This is a genomic window from Pseudomonas sp. FH4, assembly GCF_000510915.2.
In the GTDB taxonomy this organism is placed as follows: Bacteria; Pseudomonadota; Gammaproteobacteria; order Pseudomonadales; family Pseudomonadaceae; genus Aquipseudomonas; species Aquipseudomonas brenneri.
Map to the genome: position 1 here is coordinate 274,547 of NZ_AOHN01000020.1, position 15,205 is coordinate 289,751.

Sequence of the window (15,205 nt, forward strand, 5' to 3'; positions counted from 1 at the left end):
TCCTTGTGTGTTGAGATGCACATCACGTATGGGAGTTAGGCGGTTGGCGAGGGACGGGACTGAACTTCTGTCATGCAAAATTCATCTAGCGCCCACCGCCCTCGGCAACGGCTACCGGGGCCGGTGTTGGCGGGTAGGCAAATAAAAAATCAGCAACGGCACAGGCCGTTGCTGATCAGGTGTCGCAGGTCGATGAACGCTGGGGTTACAGCGGACGACCGATACCGTTGCAGACGTCGGTCTTGCCGATGCTCAGGGAGTTGCCGGCGGTCAGGAAGCTGCTGCGGATCGCGCTTTTCCAGGAGTCTGGCAGTGGCACGAAACGGTTGGCGCGGATGGCGTCATCGTTGTTGACGGTCTCGCCGTAGTGCTGGGCAAAGAAGTCACGCACCTGGTTGGACTGGTCGCCGTTGATATAGCACTGGCTGAAGATCAGGTTGGTGAAGCCCAGGATCGGGTAGCCCGACGTTGGGTAAGGCACCACACCGGCTACGCCGCTTTTACCGAATACAGGTACCCACTTGTCCGGGTTGGAGCGATCAGCCACGGCAGGTACCGACACGTCATCAATCGCAGCGGAAACGTTATCCGGCGCTGGCGATACACCTGCAGTGTTGCTGGCCACGTCCTTGCCAACGCGAGCGACCTTGGTAGCGTCGTCCAGGCCTTCCAGGGTAGTGGCGGCGTAGTCAGGGCTCATGTAGGTGATACGGCCTTCAGCGACCGTCGTATCGTTCAAGGCATTCATCACACCTTGGCTGCCGGCGGCAGAAACGGCACCGGCCGGCAGGCCACCGCTGTAGCTGTTGGCAAAGGTGGTGGTAACGGCGAAGCTGCCGGTTTCAGCGCACTGGGCGTTGAGGAAGCGCGTGAACAGTTCGGTGGTGCCGCTGCTTTCGCTGCGGTAAACCACGGTGATTGCACCGCTACGGCCAGCGCCAGTGATCTGGCTCCAGTCAGTGAGACGACCCGAGAACACACCGCACAGCTCGTTGACGCTCAGGTCAACGGCGTTGGCACCGCTCTTGCGAAAAGGAATGGCAACCGAAGTGGCTACCGAAGGCACCTGGATCAGCTTGCCCCAGCCTGGTTGCTTGGCCGATGCGTAGGTCGACAACTCAGTGGCATTGAGCTTGGAATCGCTGCCCGCCCAGTGCACGTTCTTGGTGGTCACGCCAGGTACGAGCTTGTCGTACTTGTTTTCCAGGAATGCCGCTTTGCCGTTGCCGCTGCCGACACCGATGTACGCGGCGAAACCGGCAGTCAGTACGCCGGGGGTCTGGTACAGCGGCTGTGGCAGGGTTGCGCCGCCGCCGTTGATATCAGCAAATGCTGCCTGGGCCGAGCACAGGGCCGCGAGGGTCATGGATGCCGCGAGAACATTGCGCTTAAACATGAAGAAGCTCCTTTCGTCGTGTTCATACGTTGAGGTAGATGGCTCTTGCATGACGCCATGGCACTCGGTTCACACGCCTTGATCCAGAGGGCTTGCCGGGCGAGGCCATGGACACGAAGTTCGCAGTTTCCGATGACAGATGTAGGAAAAAACCTCGGGAGGAACAGCTTGATTTTTAAAAAGATTCTCGGGTGTTTTGGCAATGATTCTGGCTTTTAACGGGCTGAGTGACAGCAAGGTTGCAGGGGTTGTTTCGAGGCGTGGGCTGGAAGGAACACCGGCTGTGTGCCGTGGGTTAAAAAATGACGAAATGAGGAACCCGAGGTTAGGTGATCCAAATGTAGGAGCTGGCTTGCCTGCGATACAGGCAACTCGGTTTTTCAGTCACACCCAGGTGATGCTATCGCAGGCAAGCCAGCTCCTACATTTGGGCAATGGTGTCAGTCGGATTCAAGTGACCAGTTGGTTGATCTCGATGATCGGCAACAGCACCGCCATCACGATCACCAGCACCACCGCGCCCATCACCACGATCATCAACGGCTCCAGCAAGGCCGTCATGCCCATGGCCCGCCGTTCGATATCCCGTGACAGGGTTTGCGCCGCGCGCTCCAGCATGGGCGGCAGGGAGCCGGTTTTTTCACCGCTGGCGATCAGGTGGATCAACACGGGGGGGAAGACCTTTTCCACCGCCAGTGCCGGCGCCAGGTTGACCCCCTCGCGCACCTTGGCCGTGGCATCACTGACGCTCTGGCTCAGGCGGTCGTTGGACAGGGTCTGGCGCGCGGCTTCCAGGGCACGCAGCAACGGCACCCCGGCGCCACCGAGGATCGCCAGGGTCGAGGCAAAGCGCGCAGTGTTGAGCCCCAGCACAAACCGCCCGATCAGCGGCAGGCGCAATACCCGGCTGTGCCAGTTCAAGCGCGCCACGGGGTTGCGCAGGTACAGGCGCCAACACCAGAAACCACCCACCAGGGCGGCAAAACACAGCGCGCCCCAGGCGCGGATAAAGTCACTGGCATTGAGCATCGCCAGGGTCAGCCCCGGCAGGTCCTGGCGCGCCTGGGAAAAGGCACTGACCACCTGCGGCACCACGTAGCTCAACAAGAAGATGACGATGCCAATCGACACCAGGCCCACCACGCCCGGATAGATAAACGCGGTAAGAATCTTGCCGCGCAGGTTGTTGCGTTCCTCGATGTAGTCGGCCAGGCGCTCCATGACCTGGGCCAGGTCGCCAGACTCCTCCCCCGCCGCAATCAACGCCCGGTAGATCGACGGGAAATCCCGTGGCCGTGCGGCCAATGCATCGGCCAGGCGCATGCCACTGCGCACATCGGCGCGCACCGCGCTGAGGGTCTGGGCGATGTGTTTTTTTTCCGCCTGCTCGACCGTGGCACTCAGCGCCGCCTCCAGGGGCAGGCTGGCACCGAGCAGGCTGGCAAGTTGGCGGGTGGCCCACGCCAGGTCGTTGTCCGACAGCTTGGCACTGAACAGGCTGCTGCTGCCCACTGCGTTGGCGCTGCCTTCGACCTGCACCAGCAACGCGGTCAGGCCCCGGCTGCGCAGGCTGGCAAAGGCTGCGCCCTGGCTCTCGGCCTCCAGGTGCCCGGTTTCCAGCTTGCCGCTGGCATCACAGGCTTCATAGCGATAGCGATTCATCAGGCGTCCCGTGTTACGCGCAGGATTTCTTGCGGCGAAGTGGCGCCGCTGCGGACCCAGCGCTCGCCGTCTTCACGCATGCTGAACATCCCGGCCTCGCGGGCGGCGATGCGTATTTCCTGCTCGCCGGCGCCCTGGTGGATCAGCCCACGCACCGCATCATCGACGCAGAACAGTTCATGGATACCGGTACGGCCGCTGTAGCCGACCTGGTTGCACTGGTCACACCCCACCGGGCGCCAGGTGCCGGGCGCCGCCGGGTCCGGCTGCTTGCAGTGCGGGCACAGGCGCCGCACCAGGCGCTGGGCCAACACGCCAAGCAGCGACGAGGCCAGCAGGAACGGCTCCACCCCCATGTCGATCAGGCGATTGACCGCCGACACCGCATCGTTGGTGTGCAGCGTGGCCAGCACCAGATGGCCGGTGAGCGAGGCCTGGACGGCGATCTGCGCGGTCTCCAGGTCACGGATTTCACCAATCATGATGATGTCCGGGTCCTGGCGCAGAATCGCGCGCAGGGCCAGGGCGAAGGTCATGTCGATCTTGGCGTTGACCTGGATCTGGCTGATCCCCGGCAGGTCGTATTCCACCGGGTCTTCCACGGTGAGGATATTGCTGGTACTGGCGTCCAGCCGCGCCAGGGCCGCGTAGAGGCTAGTGGTCTTGCCGCTGCCGGTGGGCCCGGTGACCAGCACGATGCCATGGGGCTGGCGGATCAGGCCATCGAGACGCGCCAACAGTTGCGGGTCCATGCCGAGCGTTTCCAGTTGCAGGCGCCCGGCCTGTTTATCCAGCAGGCGCATCACCACCCGCTCGCCATGGCCGGTAGGCACCGTCGACACGCGGATATCAATCGGCCGCCCGGCGACCCGCAGGGCGATACGACCGTCCTGGGGCAGGCGTTTTTCGGCGATGTCGAGCTGAGCCATGATCTTGATTCGCGACACCAGCGCGCCATGCAGGGCTTTGCGCGGCGACACCACATCGCGCAGGGTGCCGTCGACGCGGTAGCGCACCACCGAGTGGGTTTCGAAGGGCTCAATATGAATGTCACTGGCTTCGTCGCGGGCGGCCTGGGTCAGCAAGGCGTTGATCATGCGAATCACCGGAGCGCCGTCCTGGGTATCGAGCAGGTCGGTGATTTCGGGGATGTCTTGCATCAGGCGGTCGAGGTCGACTTCGTTTTCGGCCGCACCGACCACCGCTGCAGCACTGCCGGTGTCGGCGTAGGCGCTGGCCAGCAGGCCGTCGAGTTCATCGTCGCGTACGTGTTCGATGGGGGCCTGGCCGAATTGGCGATAGACTTCGCTGATCGACCAGCCGGGAGTCGAGGGGCAGATGGTCAGGCGCGGGCCGCTGGGGGTGGGGTGCAGGAGAATGCGTTGGGATTTGGCCCAGGCGTAGGGGAGCAGGCTCATGGTGTTTGAGCCCTTTGATTGGGGACATATCCGTTATTTTTGTGATGCCAACTGGTGGTTTCGCTCTTACAGCGAGTCACCTTGGAAAAGCCCCAAAGTAACCAAAAGGCTCTTGCCCCACCACTCGCTGCCTCGCCCAGGCTCGGAACGGGGCGCTCAAGATCAAAAGTACCAGCAACCTCCTGTGGGAGCTGTCGAGCCCTAGCGAGGCTGCGATAGCGGTGGGTCAGGCGACATGGATGTTGATCATGCCGCCGCCATCGCAGCCTCGCTAGGGCTCGACAGCTCCCACATTTTGAATGGGGTGTCTCTGGACTGGCTGCATTGACTGGGGGGGCGTTTGCCAAAAGTGACCCGCTGTAAGAGCGGAACCCTAAGTAGCCGTTACCACAGGGATGGATATGTACCCCCACAACACAATTGCCGCCACTGCAGGCAAGCCAGCCCCTACAGGTGATACAACTCACGGCTGTGTACTCCCACGAACCGGCACCGCCCCCGGAATCGCCTTCTCCACCGCCGGCAACTGCGGCGCCTGCACATCCGGCAGCGCCCAGCTGTGCTGCGGCTGCAACCCACCCTGGGCACGGCGCATAAAGTCATAGCGATTAAGCGTAATACTGCGCCCCGCGCCACTGTCGCGAATGATGTAGGGCCGCAAGAACACCATCAGGTTGGTCTTGTTCACACTGCGCGACTCATTGCGAAACAGCGCGCCCAGCCCCGGGATGTCCGATAGCCACGGCACCGCGTCGTTGCTCTGGGTATAGCCATCCTGCAACAACCCGCCCAGCACCATGATCTGTCCATCATCGAGCAAGATGCTGGTATCGATCGCCCGCTTGTTGGTCACCGTCCCCGCCTCCACCGACGCGCGGGCGTCGACGCTGCTGACTTCCTGGTAGATATCCAGCTTCACCGTGCCGCCCTCGGAGATCTGTGGCCGCACGTTCAGCTTGAGGCCTACTTCTTCACGCTGCACGGTCTGGAACGGGTTGTTGCTGGTGCCACCGCCACCGGTCACGTAGCTGCCGGTGACGAAGGGAATGGTCTGGCCGACGAAGATACTCGCCGCTTCGTTGTCCAGGGTCAGCAGGTTGGGCGTGGACAACACATTGGTCCCGCCCTTGCTCTTCAACGCCCGCGCCAGGACCTTGAGGTCCAGCACCCGGCCGATCCCTGGAATATCCACCGTGCCGTCCACCAGGCCGATGTTCAGGCCCTTGGGCAACACGTCGATACTGGTCTTGCTGGTGGGGGTGCCGTTGATTCCGCTGCCGCCCAGGTTGACCCCGCCAAAACCACCCTTGCCACCCAGGTTGCCGGCCTGCCACTGCACGCCGAATTCGCTGGCATCGTCTTCGTTGACTTCGACGATCAGGCTTTCGATCACCACCTGGGCGCGGCGCTGGTCGAGCATGTCGATCACTTCACGCAGGTTGCGGTACAGCGGGTCGGGCGCGGAAATCAGCAGGGTGTTGGTGGTCGCATCGGCCTGGATCGTCACGCCGCCGGCACTGAAAGCGGTGTTCTGCTCGCTGGTGGTATTGCTCGCACCTGTGCTGTCCTTTGCATAACCACTGGGCTGGACACCGCTACCGGTCGGCGCGCCACTGCTGTTCTGGGGGCTGCCCTGACTGGTAGTGCCTGCCCCGCCCATTGCACTCAACTTAGTGCGGGCCTCGTCACTCACGCCACTTTCGCTTTCACCGGTGAGCATGCCGCGCAGGGATTGCGCCAGCTTGCCGGCCTGGGCGTTGCGCAGGTACACCACGTGCATATTGCTGGGGTTGCTCTGGGCATTGTCGAGTTTGTAGATCAGGTTGCGCGCCAGTTCCGTACGCTCGGGGCTGCCGGCGCGGATGATGATCGAGTTGGAGCGCGGGTCGCCGACCACGGCGATCTTCTGGGTCTGGTCGTTGCCCTGGGTTTCCAGCAACTCGGCGACCATCGCCGCGATATCGACGGCAATGCCGTTTTGCACCGGCACCACGTCGGTGTCGATGGCGCTCGGGGTGTCGATGCCGTCGATGATCTGTGCCACCCGCGCGAGATTTTCCGCATAGTCGGTAATGACGATGCTGTTGTTGCCGGGGTAGGCATTGATCGGATTGTTTGGCGAAACAATGGGCCGCAATACCGGGATCAGGTTCACCGCGTTTTCGTATTGCAGGCGGAAGGTGCGGGTCTGCATGCCATTGCCACTGGGGCTGGCGGCATTGTAGATCGGCCCGCCCAGCAGCTTGGCATCGGCTTCCGGGACCACCTGGGCCACACCGCCGACGTCCACCACGCTGAAGCCCTGCATGCGCAGCGCCGCCAGCAGCATGTCATAGGCCTGATGCGCCGGGACCTGGCCTTCGCTGACCAGGGTCAGGTTGCCCTTGACCCGTGGATCCACCAGGAACTGCTGGCCGGTGGCGCGGGACAAGGCGCGCACCACCGCCTGGATGTCGGCTTCGACAAAGTTCAATTGCACCGGCTGGTCGCCCAGCGGGTTGCGCACTTTGGCCGGGGCGGCGGCATGGCCACGGGCGCGTTGGGTCACCGGGTGTTGGACCCGTGGCTGAGGGGTGATTTCACGCTGGCGCTCGGGTATCGGCACACCGTTGCGCCGGGTATCGGCCAGGGGCTGGCCGAGTTCGCTGTCCACCAGCAATGGCGCAGGTGTCGGCGACTGGGTGTTGCTACAGGCACTGAGCGCCAGCAACAGCAGCGGCGCTACCTGGCGAAACGGCGCCGAAAGGGCGAATGACCACTTCATGAAGCTTCCTTAGCGCCAGGCGCCTGATCCATGCGAACGGTCCCGGACAATCTGCCGGCCGGGTTTTCAGCGGTGTCGCCAACACGCTGCAAGCGCGCTTGGGACACCTCCAGGGAAAGTGCGCGTGGGCTCGCCAGCAACCATCCGACCACGGCATCCGCTGGCGCGTCGGTAAAGGTCAGGCGCCAGCCGTTGGAGTCCACGACCTGCAATTGATAACGGCCTTCAAGTCCGGCAGCGTCGAGGGCCTGGCGCAAGGCACCTTCGCGGTCTTGCCCGGCGCGCGCGCCGGCACTGGCGCCCTGCAACAGCGCCTGCAAGGTGGCAGCCTGGGTACGCAGCTTGGGGGTTTCGGCTTGCCAGTAGTCGATCTGCTGCAAGGGTGGTTCAATCAACAGCAACCACACCAGCAGGCCCGCCAACACTGCCCCGCCGCCGCCCAGCAGGCGTTTTTCGCGCAGCGCCAGGGCGCTCCAGAACGTTTGGAACTGCGCGCGCAGGCGTTGATAGCTGAGCTTACTCATTGGCGTCTTCCGGGCTGTCGAGCGGCCCAAGGGTCCAGCCGTGATCATCACGGGTGGCGGTGAAACCGGCCTGGGCCAGCGCCGCCTGCCAATCACCTGCGGCCGTCGGGTTGCGACTGTCGGGCAACAATTGCAGGTGCAAACGGCCTTGTTCAAAAGCCAGGGCCTGGACGCTGCCAACCATAAACGGCAGGTGGCTGCCCGCCAATTGCACCAGGCTGCTGAAACGCTGGCCGGGGTCGGCGCCGGCGCCTTGCGCGGCGGCCAATTGCTGGCGGGCCTGTTGCAGCGGATTGAGGATGACCGGCAATTGCGGGAAGGCCTGCTTGACCTGGGCGATCATCTGCGCCTTGAGCTGTTGCCCTTCGCCTACCTGGCGCGCGGCGTACAGGTTCAGGCCCAGGGTCCAGACCGCCACGGCCAATGCGCTGAGCCCCAGTGCCCGCCCCCAACCTCCGTTGCTGGGGCGTTTGAGGCGCCCGTGCAAGCCCCAGCCCGGCACCACACCCTGCCAGCGCTGGGCCGTGTGCTCATCGATCTGATGCAGTTGCGCGCCACCGTTCAATAGCGCCTCCAGGGCTCGCGCGCCCAGGGGATGCAAGGCGCTCTGGTGCAGGCTCTGGCGCAGCAGCAGATGCCCCTCGACGCAGGCCACGCTCAAGCCTCCCGCCGGCGGTACGGGCAAGGCATAGGGCGCCGGGTACAGGCCACGCAGGCTGATATGCACCTGGGCCAGGACCCGGTTCAGTTGTTCCAGGCCCGCCTTTGGCAGCCACCCCACTTGCACTTGCCCGTTGCTCTCCCGGGGGCCATGGACCACCTGCACCTGTGCCACCGGGCCGAGGATCAGCGCCTGGGCTGCACAGGTCACAGCTGCCGTCACCTTGGCCGCCGTCAATGGCGGCAGTTCCAGGCTGGTCAGCAAACTGTCCCAAGGGTGCAGGAAGCACTGGGCTGCCAGGGTCTTGCGCGGTAGTGCCAACTGCCCAAGGCTGGCCTGCCCTTGCCGGCTGACCTGCCCGGTGCGGTCCAGCCAGGCATAGTGCACCAGGCTCTCGGCACTCAGTTGGTCCAGCGGCGGCAAGGCAATCCGCAAGCGCGTCATGCGCCCACCCGCCACCAGATCACCTGGGGTTGCCGGTCTTCGGGGCGATACAACAGCGCTTGCGCGGCAACCCGGCGCTGCTCGCGACGCGCGCGGCCGTGCCAGCGGAACCACTCGCTGGTGATCCCCACCTGCACCGAATCCACCACCAGGTGGGGCATGCGCAGGCGGTTGACAAAATCGCCCCGGTTGATAAACCAGCGCCCGCTGTCCCGCTCGGCCACCAATCCCTGGGCCTGGGGCAGGCTGAGCCCGGGCACCACCGCACTGAGCACTTCGGCGCTGGCAGTGTTGCCATTGACCCAGGTATTGCCGGGCAGCACGCTGACATACGCCGCCAGGCGTTGCAGCACACGCGGTTCAAGGCCGTCGATACCGGCGAGGTCATCCAGGCTGCGCAGCATCGGGGCCTTGGCCGGCAGCAGGGTCTGGGCGGCCTCGGGTGAAGTGCTGCGCAGGCTGCTCACCTCACTTTCGCCCGCACGCTGCGCATACGAAGCAAGCACCCGTTGGCTGATGCGCTGGCCGACGCCAGGGTCGATGCCAAGCAACTGGCAGAGGCGCTGGAAACTCTGCAATTGCGCAGCATCGGGCTGCTGCTGGCGGACCAGGTTGCGCAGGTTGAACTTGCCCTGTTCGTCATCCAGGCGCCCCTCGACCGCCCCGGCAAAGGGGCGCGCCCAGGGCTGATCGAGGCGGGTCAGCACGTCTTTACGCCGCGCATCCCACAACTGTTGTCGACTGGCTTGCAGCGCACCCTGCAACAGCCAACTGCCCTGGACCCGCTGTTGTTCGGCCTCAAGGCTACGGGTAAACACGCTTTGGCGGGTGAGCATGGCCCCGGCGAGCACCGCCACCACGGCGGCAATCAGCAACGCGCTGATAATCGCCATGCCATGCTGCTTCGCCGCACTGGGCAAATGCCTGTTCATGGCGCGCCTTATAACTGCCAGGAGCCGATATCGGCATTCACGCCGTCGCCATCCGGTTGGCCGTCGGCCCCGAGGGAAAACACATCGACTTCACCATTGGCGCCAGGGTTGAGGTAGTGATACGGGCGGCCCCACGGGTCGTTGGGCAAACGTTCGAGGTAGGCGCGCCAGTTGCTGCTCTTCGCATCGGCCGGGCGCTCGACCAGGACCTTGAGACCCTGGGTCATGTTCGGATAGGTGCCGTGGTCCAGGCGGTAGAGTTTGAGCGCCTGCATCAAGCCACCGATATCTTGCCTGGCGGCTGTGGCCCGCGCCTGATCCGGGCGGTCAAGCACCTTGGGCACCACCATGGCAGCGAGAATCCCGAGAATGACCACCACCACCATGATCTCGATCAGGGTGAAGCCACGCTGGCCCCGAGGGCCTCGCGGGGTGGATGTGACGTGCGCGATATCCATCTCGACATTCCTTGGCTTGAGTGCTTTTCGTCGCGCAGTGTTGCAAGCCAACATGTCAGGCGTATTGAAAATCCTCGGGAGCTTTGGTCGCCAATCGGTCAAGTGCAGCGGCTAGTCTGCGGGCCTGTTTCCCGGCATTGAGCACGTCATGCGTGGTCGTCAGAAGAACCAAGGTTTCACCCTGATCGAGGTGCTGGTGGCCCTGGCGATTATTGCCGTGGCCATGGCGGCGGCTGTGCGGGTGGCGGGGTTGATGACCCAGGGCAATGGCCTGTTGCGCGACAAATCCATCGCCATGCTGGCGGCCCAGAGTCGCCTGGCCCAACTGCGCCTGGAGGGGCGCGCAAGCCCCGGACGCAAGACGTTTGAGTGTGATCAGGGGCGCTTGAAGCTGCGCTGTGAACAGGTGGTGGCGGGCGATGGTTCCCTATTGAAGGTCAGCGTGCAGGTGCTGGATGCCACACGCGAGGCGCCGCCCCTGGCACGCCTGGAAACCCGGGTGGACCGCGCGCCTGCGTTGCAACAGGTCAAGGTCGAGTGAGCCTGGGCAAGGCTGGCGCCTCGGGCAGTTTATCGAGATTGACCCGGACCTTTTCGGTGCCCCGCTCGATCACCACCCCATCGCCCTCGATGGCCGCCAGGCGTACGCCGGGGCTGAGGCGCTCACCGGCGAGAAAGCTGCGTGGCGGTCCTTCGTTGAGGCTGAGGATTGCCACTGCACCCTGGGCGCCGGCCAGCACCCCGGACACCTTGACCTGTAGCGCCGCCGGCACATCGGCAAACCATTGCAGCGCCGGGCTGTCACTGCGCGCCGCCAACGCCTGGGGTGCAATCGGCGGGGTATGGGACTGCGCGGACGTCAGCAGCAGCGGCGTCCATGTAGCAACCCCGGCCAGCGTAGCCAGCAAGGCCAGGGCCTGGACGCCGTGGGCGGCAGATAAGCGATCGATGAATGCCATGGGCGGGACCTCCTGTTTGTCCATCCCGACAGCCTACAGGGCAAATCTCACGGTTTTATTTCAGTGGTTGATCCGGTTGAGGGCACACGCATGACGGATCGCAGGCAACGAGGTTTCACCTTGATCGAGTTGATGGTGGTGCTGGTGATCATTGGCATCGCCAGCGCTGCCATCAGCCTGAGCATCAAGCCGGACCCCTTGCACCTGTTGCGCAAGGACGCCGAGCGCCTGGCTCAGGTGTTGCAAATCGCCCAGGCCGAAGCCCGCGCCGATGGCCGTGCGATCACTTGGCGCGCGGATGCCAACGGCTACCGCTTGAGCCGCAGCCGCGACGATGGCCCAGGGCTGGAGGACTTCAAGGGCGATCCACAACTGCGCCCACGGACCTGGGACACCACGCCGCTGCAGGTGCGCATCGAACCCCGGCAAACCCTGGTGCTGAATGCCGAATGGATCAACCCGCCGCTGCAGGTGCTGCTGTCGGACGGGCAGCACAGCCTCAGCCTGCAACGTGATGCAACCGGCGCCCTGCGCGTGGTGAGCCCGCCATGAACCGTAACCAGCAAGGCTTTACCCTGATCGAGGTGATGGTAGCGATCATGCTGATGGCGGTGGTCAGCCTGATTGCCTGGCGCGGCCTGGACAGCGTGACCCGCGCCGACGCCCACTTGCAGGCGAGTACCGAACAGACCCAGGCGCTGCTGCGTGCCCTGAACCAGTTGCAACTGGACGTCAGCCTGCGCGCCGGGGTGGAACTGGCACCGCCACCCACCGCCGACCAGCCCCCCGCTGCGGACGCTTTGCCGGCGGTGACTGTGCGCAGTTCCGACAGCAAGGGGTTTCGACTGGAGCTGATCCGCAGCGCGCCCCCCCCCGGCGATGGTCTGCAACGGGTGCGATGGTGGCTCAAGGGCGACACCTTGTACCGCGCTGCGGCACCGGCACGGGATCGCTATCCGCTACCGGCCCCCAAGGAGGCGGTGGCGGTGTTGAGCCAGGTCAGCGACCTGCAAGTACGGGTCTGGGATAACGACAAGGGCTGGCGGCAGTTGAGCGGCAATCGCCGAAGCCATCCGGCGGGGCTGGAAATCACCCTGGTGCGGCAGACACCGCAGGGGGTGGAGCGCTATCGGCAGGTGCTGGGGCCGTTGGACTGAATTGCAGCGATCTCCCCTTGTGCGCGGTTGCTTACCTGTGGGAGCGGGCTTGCTCGCGAAAGCGGCGGGTCAGTCAACATCAATGTTTGCTGGGCCGACGCCTTCGCGAGCAAGCCCGCTCCCACAGGGAACCTCGCCGACAGGAGGGAATAGAGTCCGCGCCTAGCTGAGCAACACCACCCCACCCGGCAGCTGCGTGCATTTGGCCCCATAGGCATCGCGAATCAGCAATGCCACGCCTGCCAATTGCTCCAGGCTGAAGCGCGCCTGCACCCGGCGCTTGCCCAGTTCACGATTGAGCAAGACCAACATCCCCGGCCGGTAACGGTTGATCTCGTCGATCACCGTGTCCAGCGTGGCGTTATTGAACACCAGCACCTGCTCGCGCCAGGCGATCACGGCCTCGGTGTCCACCGTCAGCACTTGCCCCAGCCCTGCCGCGTCGTAGGTCAACTGGCGCCCGCTGTCCAGGCGCACGCTGCGCCCACCCACGGCAACCGCCAGCGAGCCTTCAATGCAGGTCACGCACACACTGTGATCGGTGTTGCGCACATTGAATCGCGCCTGGCTCGCACTCAGCCACCCTGCCCCCGCCTGTACCGTCAGCGGCTGCGCCGCCAGCACCTCGACCTCGCCTTCAAGCAATTCAATGCCCTGCTCACGTCGGCTGATACGGGTCTGGGTGTTGAGCTCCAGGCTGATGCCCTCGCTCAGTTCAACCCGCCGCTGCTCACCCACCTGCGTGCGGTAGTCGGCACTCAACCCGGCAAAACCACCGGGCACCGTGACGCGTACCATCACCAAGGCAACCGAGGCGGCAAGCGCCCCGCCGAGGAACGCACGCCGGCCAAAATGCCGGGGTGCCTGGGCCTGTGCCAGCGCCGGGGTCAATTGTTGCCACAACCGCTTGGCGTGTTCGAAAGCCTGGGCGTGCTCCGGGCTCTGGGCGCACCACTGGCGCAAGGCCTTGGCATCGGCCACGGTCGCCTGGCCCGAGGTCAGGAGGACCAGCCAATCGCGCGCTTCGTCGTGCAATCGGCTGTCGGGCGTGCCCCGGGCAGTGGGAAAGCTAAAAATTTTCAAGCGCGCAGGTACTCACGGATTGTCAGGGACTCAACACTAAGACGGTTTTCCGGCGCCGGGACCGAACCGCTGGATGACTTTTCTTTCCAGGCGCTGGGCGCAATGCCCCAGGGCGGCCTTGATTTCCTTCTCGACCATGCGCGTGGAGATGCCGAAACGCTGGGAGATTTCCAGGTGCGGCGCTTCCTCCAGGCGGGCCGCGATGAGGATCTTGCGGCGCCGGGCGGGCAGTTCGTAGAGCGCTTTGAGCAAGGACTGGATTTCTTTCTGGCCGCCCACCACCCGCGAGGGATCCTGGGCTTCGTCGCTGATGTTGAGCAACTCCTGGACCTCACTGCCGGTCAGCAGGCGGGCATCAGCCTGGCGCCGGTCGGCGGCGATGTTCAAGGCCATGCGATACAGATAGGCATTGGGTTGTTGCAGGTTGGCCGGCATGTCCATGCGGTCGACCCGCAGGTAGGTTTCATGCAGGACGTCATTGGCCAGGTCCTCCGAACCCAGGCGCTTGCGCAAACGCACCTTGAAGTCTTCGTAGGAGGCCAGGAACAACCTGACCATTGGCGTGTGCCCGGTATCCTTCATGCCCCGGAAACTCCTTCCCGTGCTGTGCATTCCATGCGTTTTCCTGTGGTGTCGGGCATTAAGAGCAGGGTCAACGGCAACCGCATCGAACTGGGTGCCGGGCGTTCTATCCGGGTGCTGCCCAGGCTGTGGACCAGCGCTTCATCACGCTGCGCATCACCGGTGGAACTGACCAGGCGGCTATGTTCAATCCACCCGTCGCGGTTGACCCAGACCTGTACCAGCGCCCGGAAACTGCCGGGGCGGGTCAAGGGCGAACGGCACAGGCTGGCTTCGACGGCCTGCTGCAAGGCCGTGGCATAACTGCGGTTGAGCCGTGCAGCATTGCGCGGCGACACCCCTCGACCGGCCAGCGGCTGGCTGACTTCAGGCAACTGCAGCGTAAATGCATCACTGCGTGCGTAACGCGCCATCAGGCCACTCCCGGTCAGTAACAGGCCCAAGGCCTGTTGGGCACTGTAGTGCCCATGCACGCCAATCGAACGCCGCCCGTGGGTCAACTCGCGGTCCACCAACACCGCCATCCCGGTGGCACGACTGAAAGCTTCCAGGGCTGGCACCAGGCTTTGCGCAGGTAGATCCAGGCGTAACACCTTCGGCTCCCCAGCCAGAGCTGCGGGCAGTGGCAACCACATCCAGGCCAACAGCAAGACCAGGCAGCAGTGTGTGCGCCTCCAAGCCCACCGTTCGACCCCTGCTCTGCCTTGCTGCACGGCTGACGTGTCCTGGGAAAAGCGTCATCCTGAGGCCAATTTATGAACCTGATGTTACGGTGATGGCAAAAAAAACATCACGGTTTCACCCGTTTCATCGGGCTAGACTGGCAAGCACTTACGGCCCACTTCCTCGGGCCAGCCAGGAGGCCCTGATGAAGCGGTTGGTGATGCTGTTGCTGTGTGCGGGCCTGGTGTCGGTCGTGCAGGCCGAGGACACGCCGGGCGGTTGTGTCGAAGCCAGGGTGGATGGGTACAAGGCGCCTGACTATGGGTGCTTGAGCCAGCAGATGGGCGGCAAGGCCGCGCAGAAAAACCGCGAGACCCGGGAAAAACCGGTCCATCAGCGGCCGCCGAACCAGATTGGCTTGTCGACACCTGCGGCGACCAGCGTGCGGATGGGCAATACGTTTGGGACAGGGGTGAAGCCGCAGCGGCCCTGAGGCCGCCAC

The 15,205-nt window shown here is 64.2% G+C and carries 16 protein-coding genes and 1 pseudogene; 4 read left to right on the plus strand and 13 right to left on the minus strand.

Annotated elements, in window-relative coordinates:
• Positions 1 to 205: 205 nt before the first annotated feature.
• The 8 genes from H097_RS16330 to gspG all read right to left on the minus strand — a co-directional run bounded on the left by H097_RS16330 (position 206) and on the right by gspG (position 10,259).
• Positions 206 to 1,396, minus strand: coding sequence for a substrate-binding domain-containing protein (locus H097_RS16330; RefSeq protein ID WP_032861026.1), 1,191 nt, complete (start codon positions 1,394 to 1,396; stop codon positions 206 to 208).
• A gap of 450 nt (positions 1,397 to 1,846) precedes the next feature.
• The gene (gene gspF / locus H097_RS16335) at positions 1,847 to 3,058 is read right to left on the minus strand and encodes a type II secretion system inner membrane protein GspF (RefSeq protein ID WP_032861028.1); all 1,212 of its coding nucleotides are present in this window, start codon (positions 3,056 to 3,058) and stop codon (positions 1,847 to 1,849) included.
• The gene (gspE, locus tag H097_RS16340) at positions 3,058 to 4,476 is read right to left on the minus strand and encodes a type II secretion system ATPase GspE (protein WP_032861029.1); all 1,419 of its coding nucleotides are present in this window, start codon (positions 4,474 to 4,476) and stop codon (positions 3,058 to 3,060) included. Before gspE ends, gspF begins: the two co-directional genes overlap by 1 nt.
• Positions 4,477 to 4,939: 463 nt before the next feature.
• Complete coding sequence (gene gspD, locus H097_RS16345) at positions 4,940 to 7,240, minus strand: type II secretion system secretin GspD (RefSeq protein ID WP_032861031.1); 2,301 nt, start codon at positions 7,238 to 7,240, stop codon at positions 4,940 to 4,942.
• Positions 7,237 to 7,764 (minus strand): type II secretion system protein GspM, encoded by a 528-nt coding sequence (gspM, locus tag H097_RS16350; RefSeq protein WP_032861032.1) that lies wholly within the window; start codon positions 7,762 to 7,764, stop codon positions 7,237 to 7,239. The genes gspD and gspM overlap by 4 nt, the downstream gene beginning before the upstream one ends.
• Positions 7,757 to 8,869, minus strand: coding sequence for a type II secretion system protein GspL (gspL, locus tag H097_RS16355; RefSeq protein WP_032861033.1), 1,113 nt, complete (start codon positions 8,867 to 8,869; stop codon positions 7,757 to 7,759). The genes gspM and gspL overlap by 8 nt, the downstream gene beginning before the upstream one ends.
• A complete protein-coding gene (gspK, locus tag H097_RS16360; protein ID WP_156356807.1) occupies positions 8,866 to 9,801 on the minus strand; it encodes a type II secretion system minor pseudopilin GspK in 936 nt (311 codons plus the stop codon). Before gspK ends, gspL begins: the two co-directional genes overlap by 4 nt.
• An 8-nt stretch (positions 9,802 to 9,809) precedes the next feature.
• Positions 9,810 to 10,259 (minus strand): type II secretion system major pseudopilin GspG, encoded by a 450-nt coding sequence (gspG, locus tag H097_RS16365; RefSeq protein WP_032861034.1) that lies wholly within the window; start codon positions 10,257 to 10,259, stop codon positions 9,810 to 9,812.
• A gap of 148 nt (positions 10,260 to 10,407) precedes the next feature.
• Between gspG and gspI the strand changes: the two genes are divergently transcribed.
• Entirely contained in the window at positions 10,408 to 10,800 is a 393-nt protein-coding gene (gene gspI, locus H097_RS16370) for a type II secretion system minor pseudopilin GspI (protein ID WP_032861035.1), read from the plus strand.
• Here the strand turns inward: gspI and H097_RS16375 are convergent.
• A complete protein-coding gene (locus H097_RS16375; protein WP_032861037.1) occupies positions 10,787 to 11,218 on the minus strand; it encodes a type II secretion system protein N in 432 nt (143 codons plus the stop codon). The genes gspI and H097_RS16375 overlap by 14 nt on opposite strands.
• A 90-nt stretch (positions 11,219 to 11,308) precedes the next feature.
• Between H097_RS16375 and gspH the strand changes: the two genes are divergently transcribed.
• A complete protein-coding gene (gene gspH / locus H097_RS16380) occupies positions 11,309 to 11,770 on the plus strand; it encodes a type II secretion system minor pseudopilin GspH (protein ID WP_032861038.1) in 462 nt (153 codons plus the stop codon).
• Complete coding sequence (locus tag H097_RS16385; protein ID WP_032861040.1) at positions 11,767 to 12,375, plus strand: type II secretion system protein GspJ; 609 nt, start codon at positions 11,767 to 11,769, stop codon at positions 12,373 to 12,375. Before gspH ends, H097_RS16385 begins: the two co-directional genes overlap by 4 nt.
• Positions 12,376 to 12,404: 29 nt before the next feature.
• Here the strand turns inward: H097_RS16385 and H097_RS28815 are convergent.
• The 4 genes and pseudogenes from H097_RS28815 to H097_RS16400 form a co-directional block, all read right to left on the minus strand.
• Positions 12,405 to 12,518 (minus strand): annotated as a pseudogene (locus H097_RS28815) (metal ABC transporter ATP-binding protein); the annotation flags it as partial.
• Positions 12,519 to 12,537: 19 nt separating this feature from the next.
• On the minus strand, positions 12,538 to 13,458 hold the full coding sequence (locus H097_RS16390) for a DUF4880 domain-containing protein (protein ID WP_032861041.1): 921 nt from the start codon (positions 13,456 to 13,458) through the stop codon (positions 12,538 to 12,540).
• A gap of 36 nt (positions 13,459 to 13,494) precedes the next feature.
• A complete protein-coding gene (locus H097_RS16395; RefSeq protein WP_032861042.1) occupies positions 13,495 to 14,040 on the minus strand; it encodes a sigma-70 family RNA polymerase sigma factor in 546 nt (181 codons plus the stop codon).
• Positions 14,037 to 14,675 carry a secretin and TonB N-terminal domain-containing protein gene (locus H097_RS16400; protein ID WP_050593386.1) on the minus strand — a complete coding sequence of 213 codons (639 nt, stop codon included), beginning with the start codon at positions 14,673 to 14,675 and terminating at the stop codon, positions 14,037 to 14,039. Before H097_RS16400 ends, H097_RS16395 begins: the two co-directional genes overlap by 4 nt.
• 248 nt (positions 14,676 to 14,923) lie before the next feature.
• Between H097_RS16400 and H097_RS16405 the strand changes: the two genes are divergently transcribed.
• Positions 14,924 to 15,196 carry a hypothetical protein gene (locus H097_RS16405; protein WP_223232702.1) on the plus strand — a complete coding sequence of 91 codons (273 nt, stop codon included), beginning with the start codon at positions 14,924 to 14,926 and terminating at the stop codon, positions 15,194 to 15,196.
• The last annotated feature ends 9 nt before the right edge of the window (positions 15,197 to 15,205 follow it).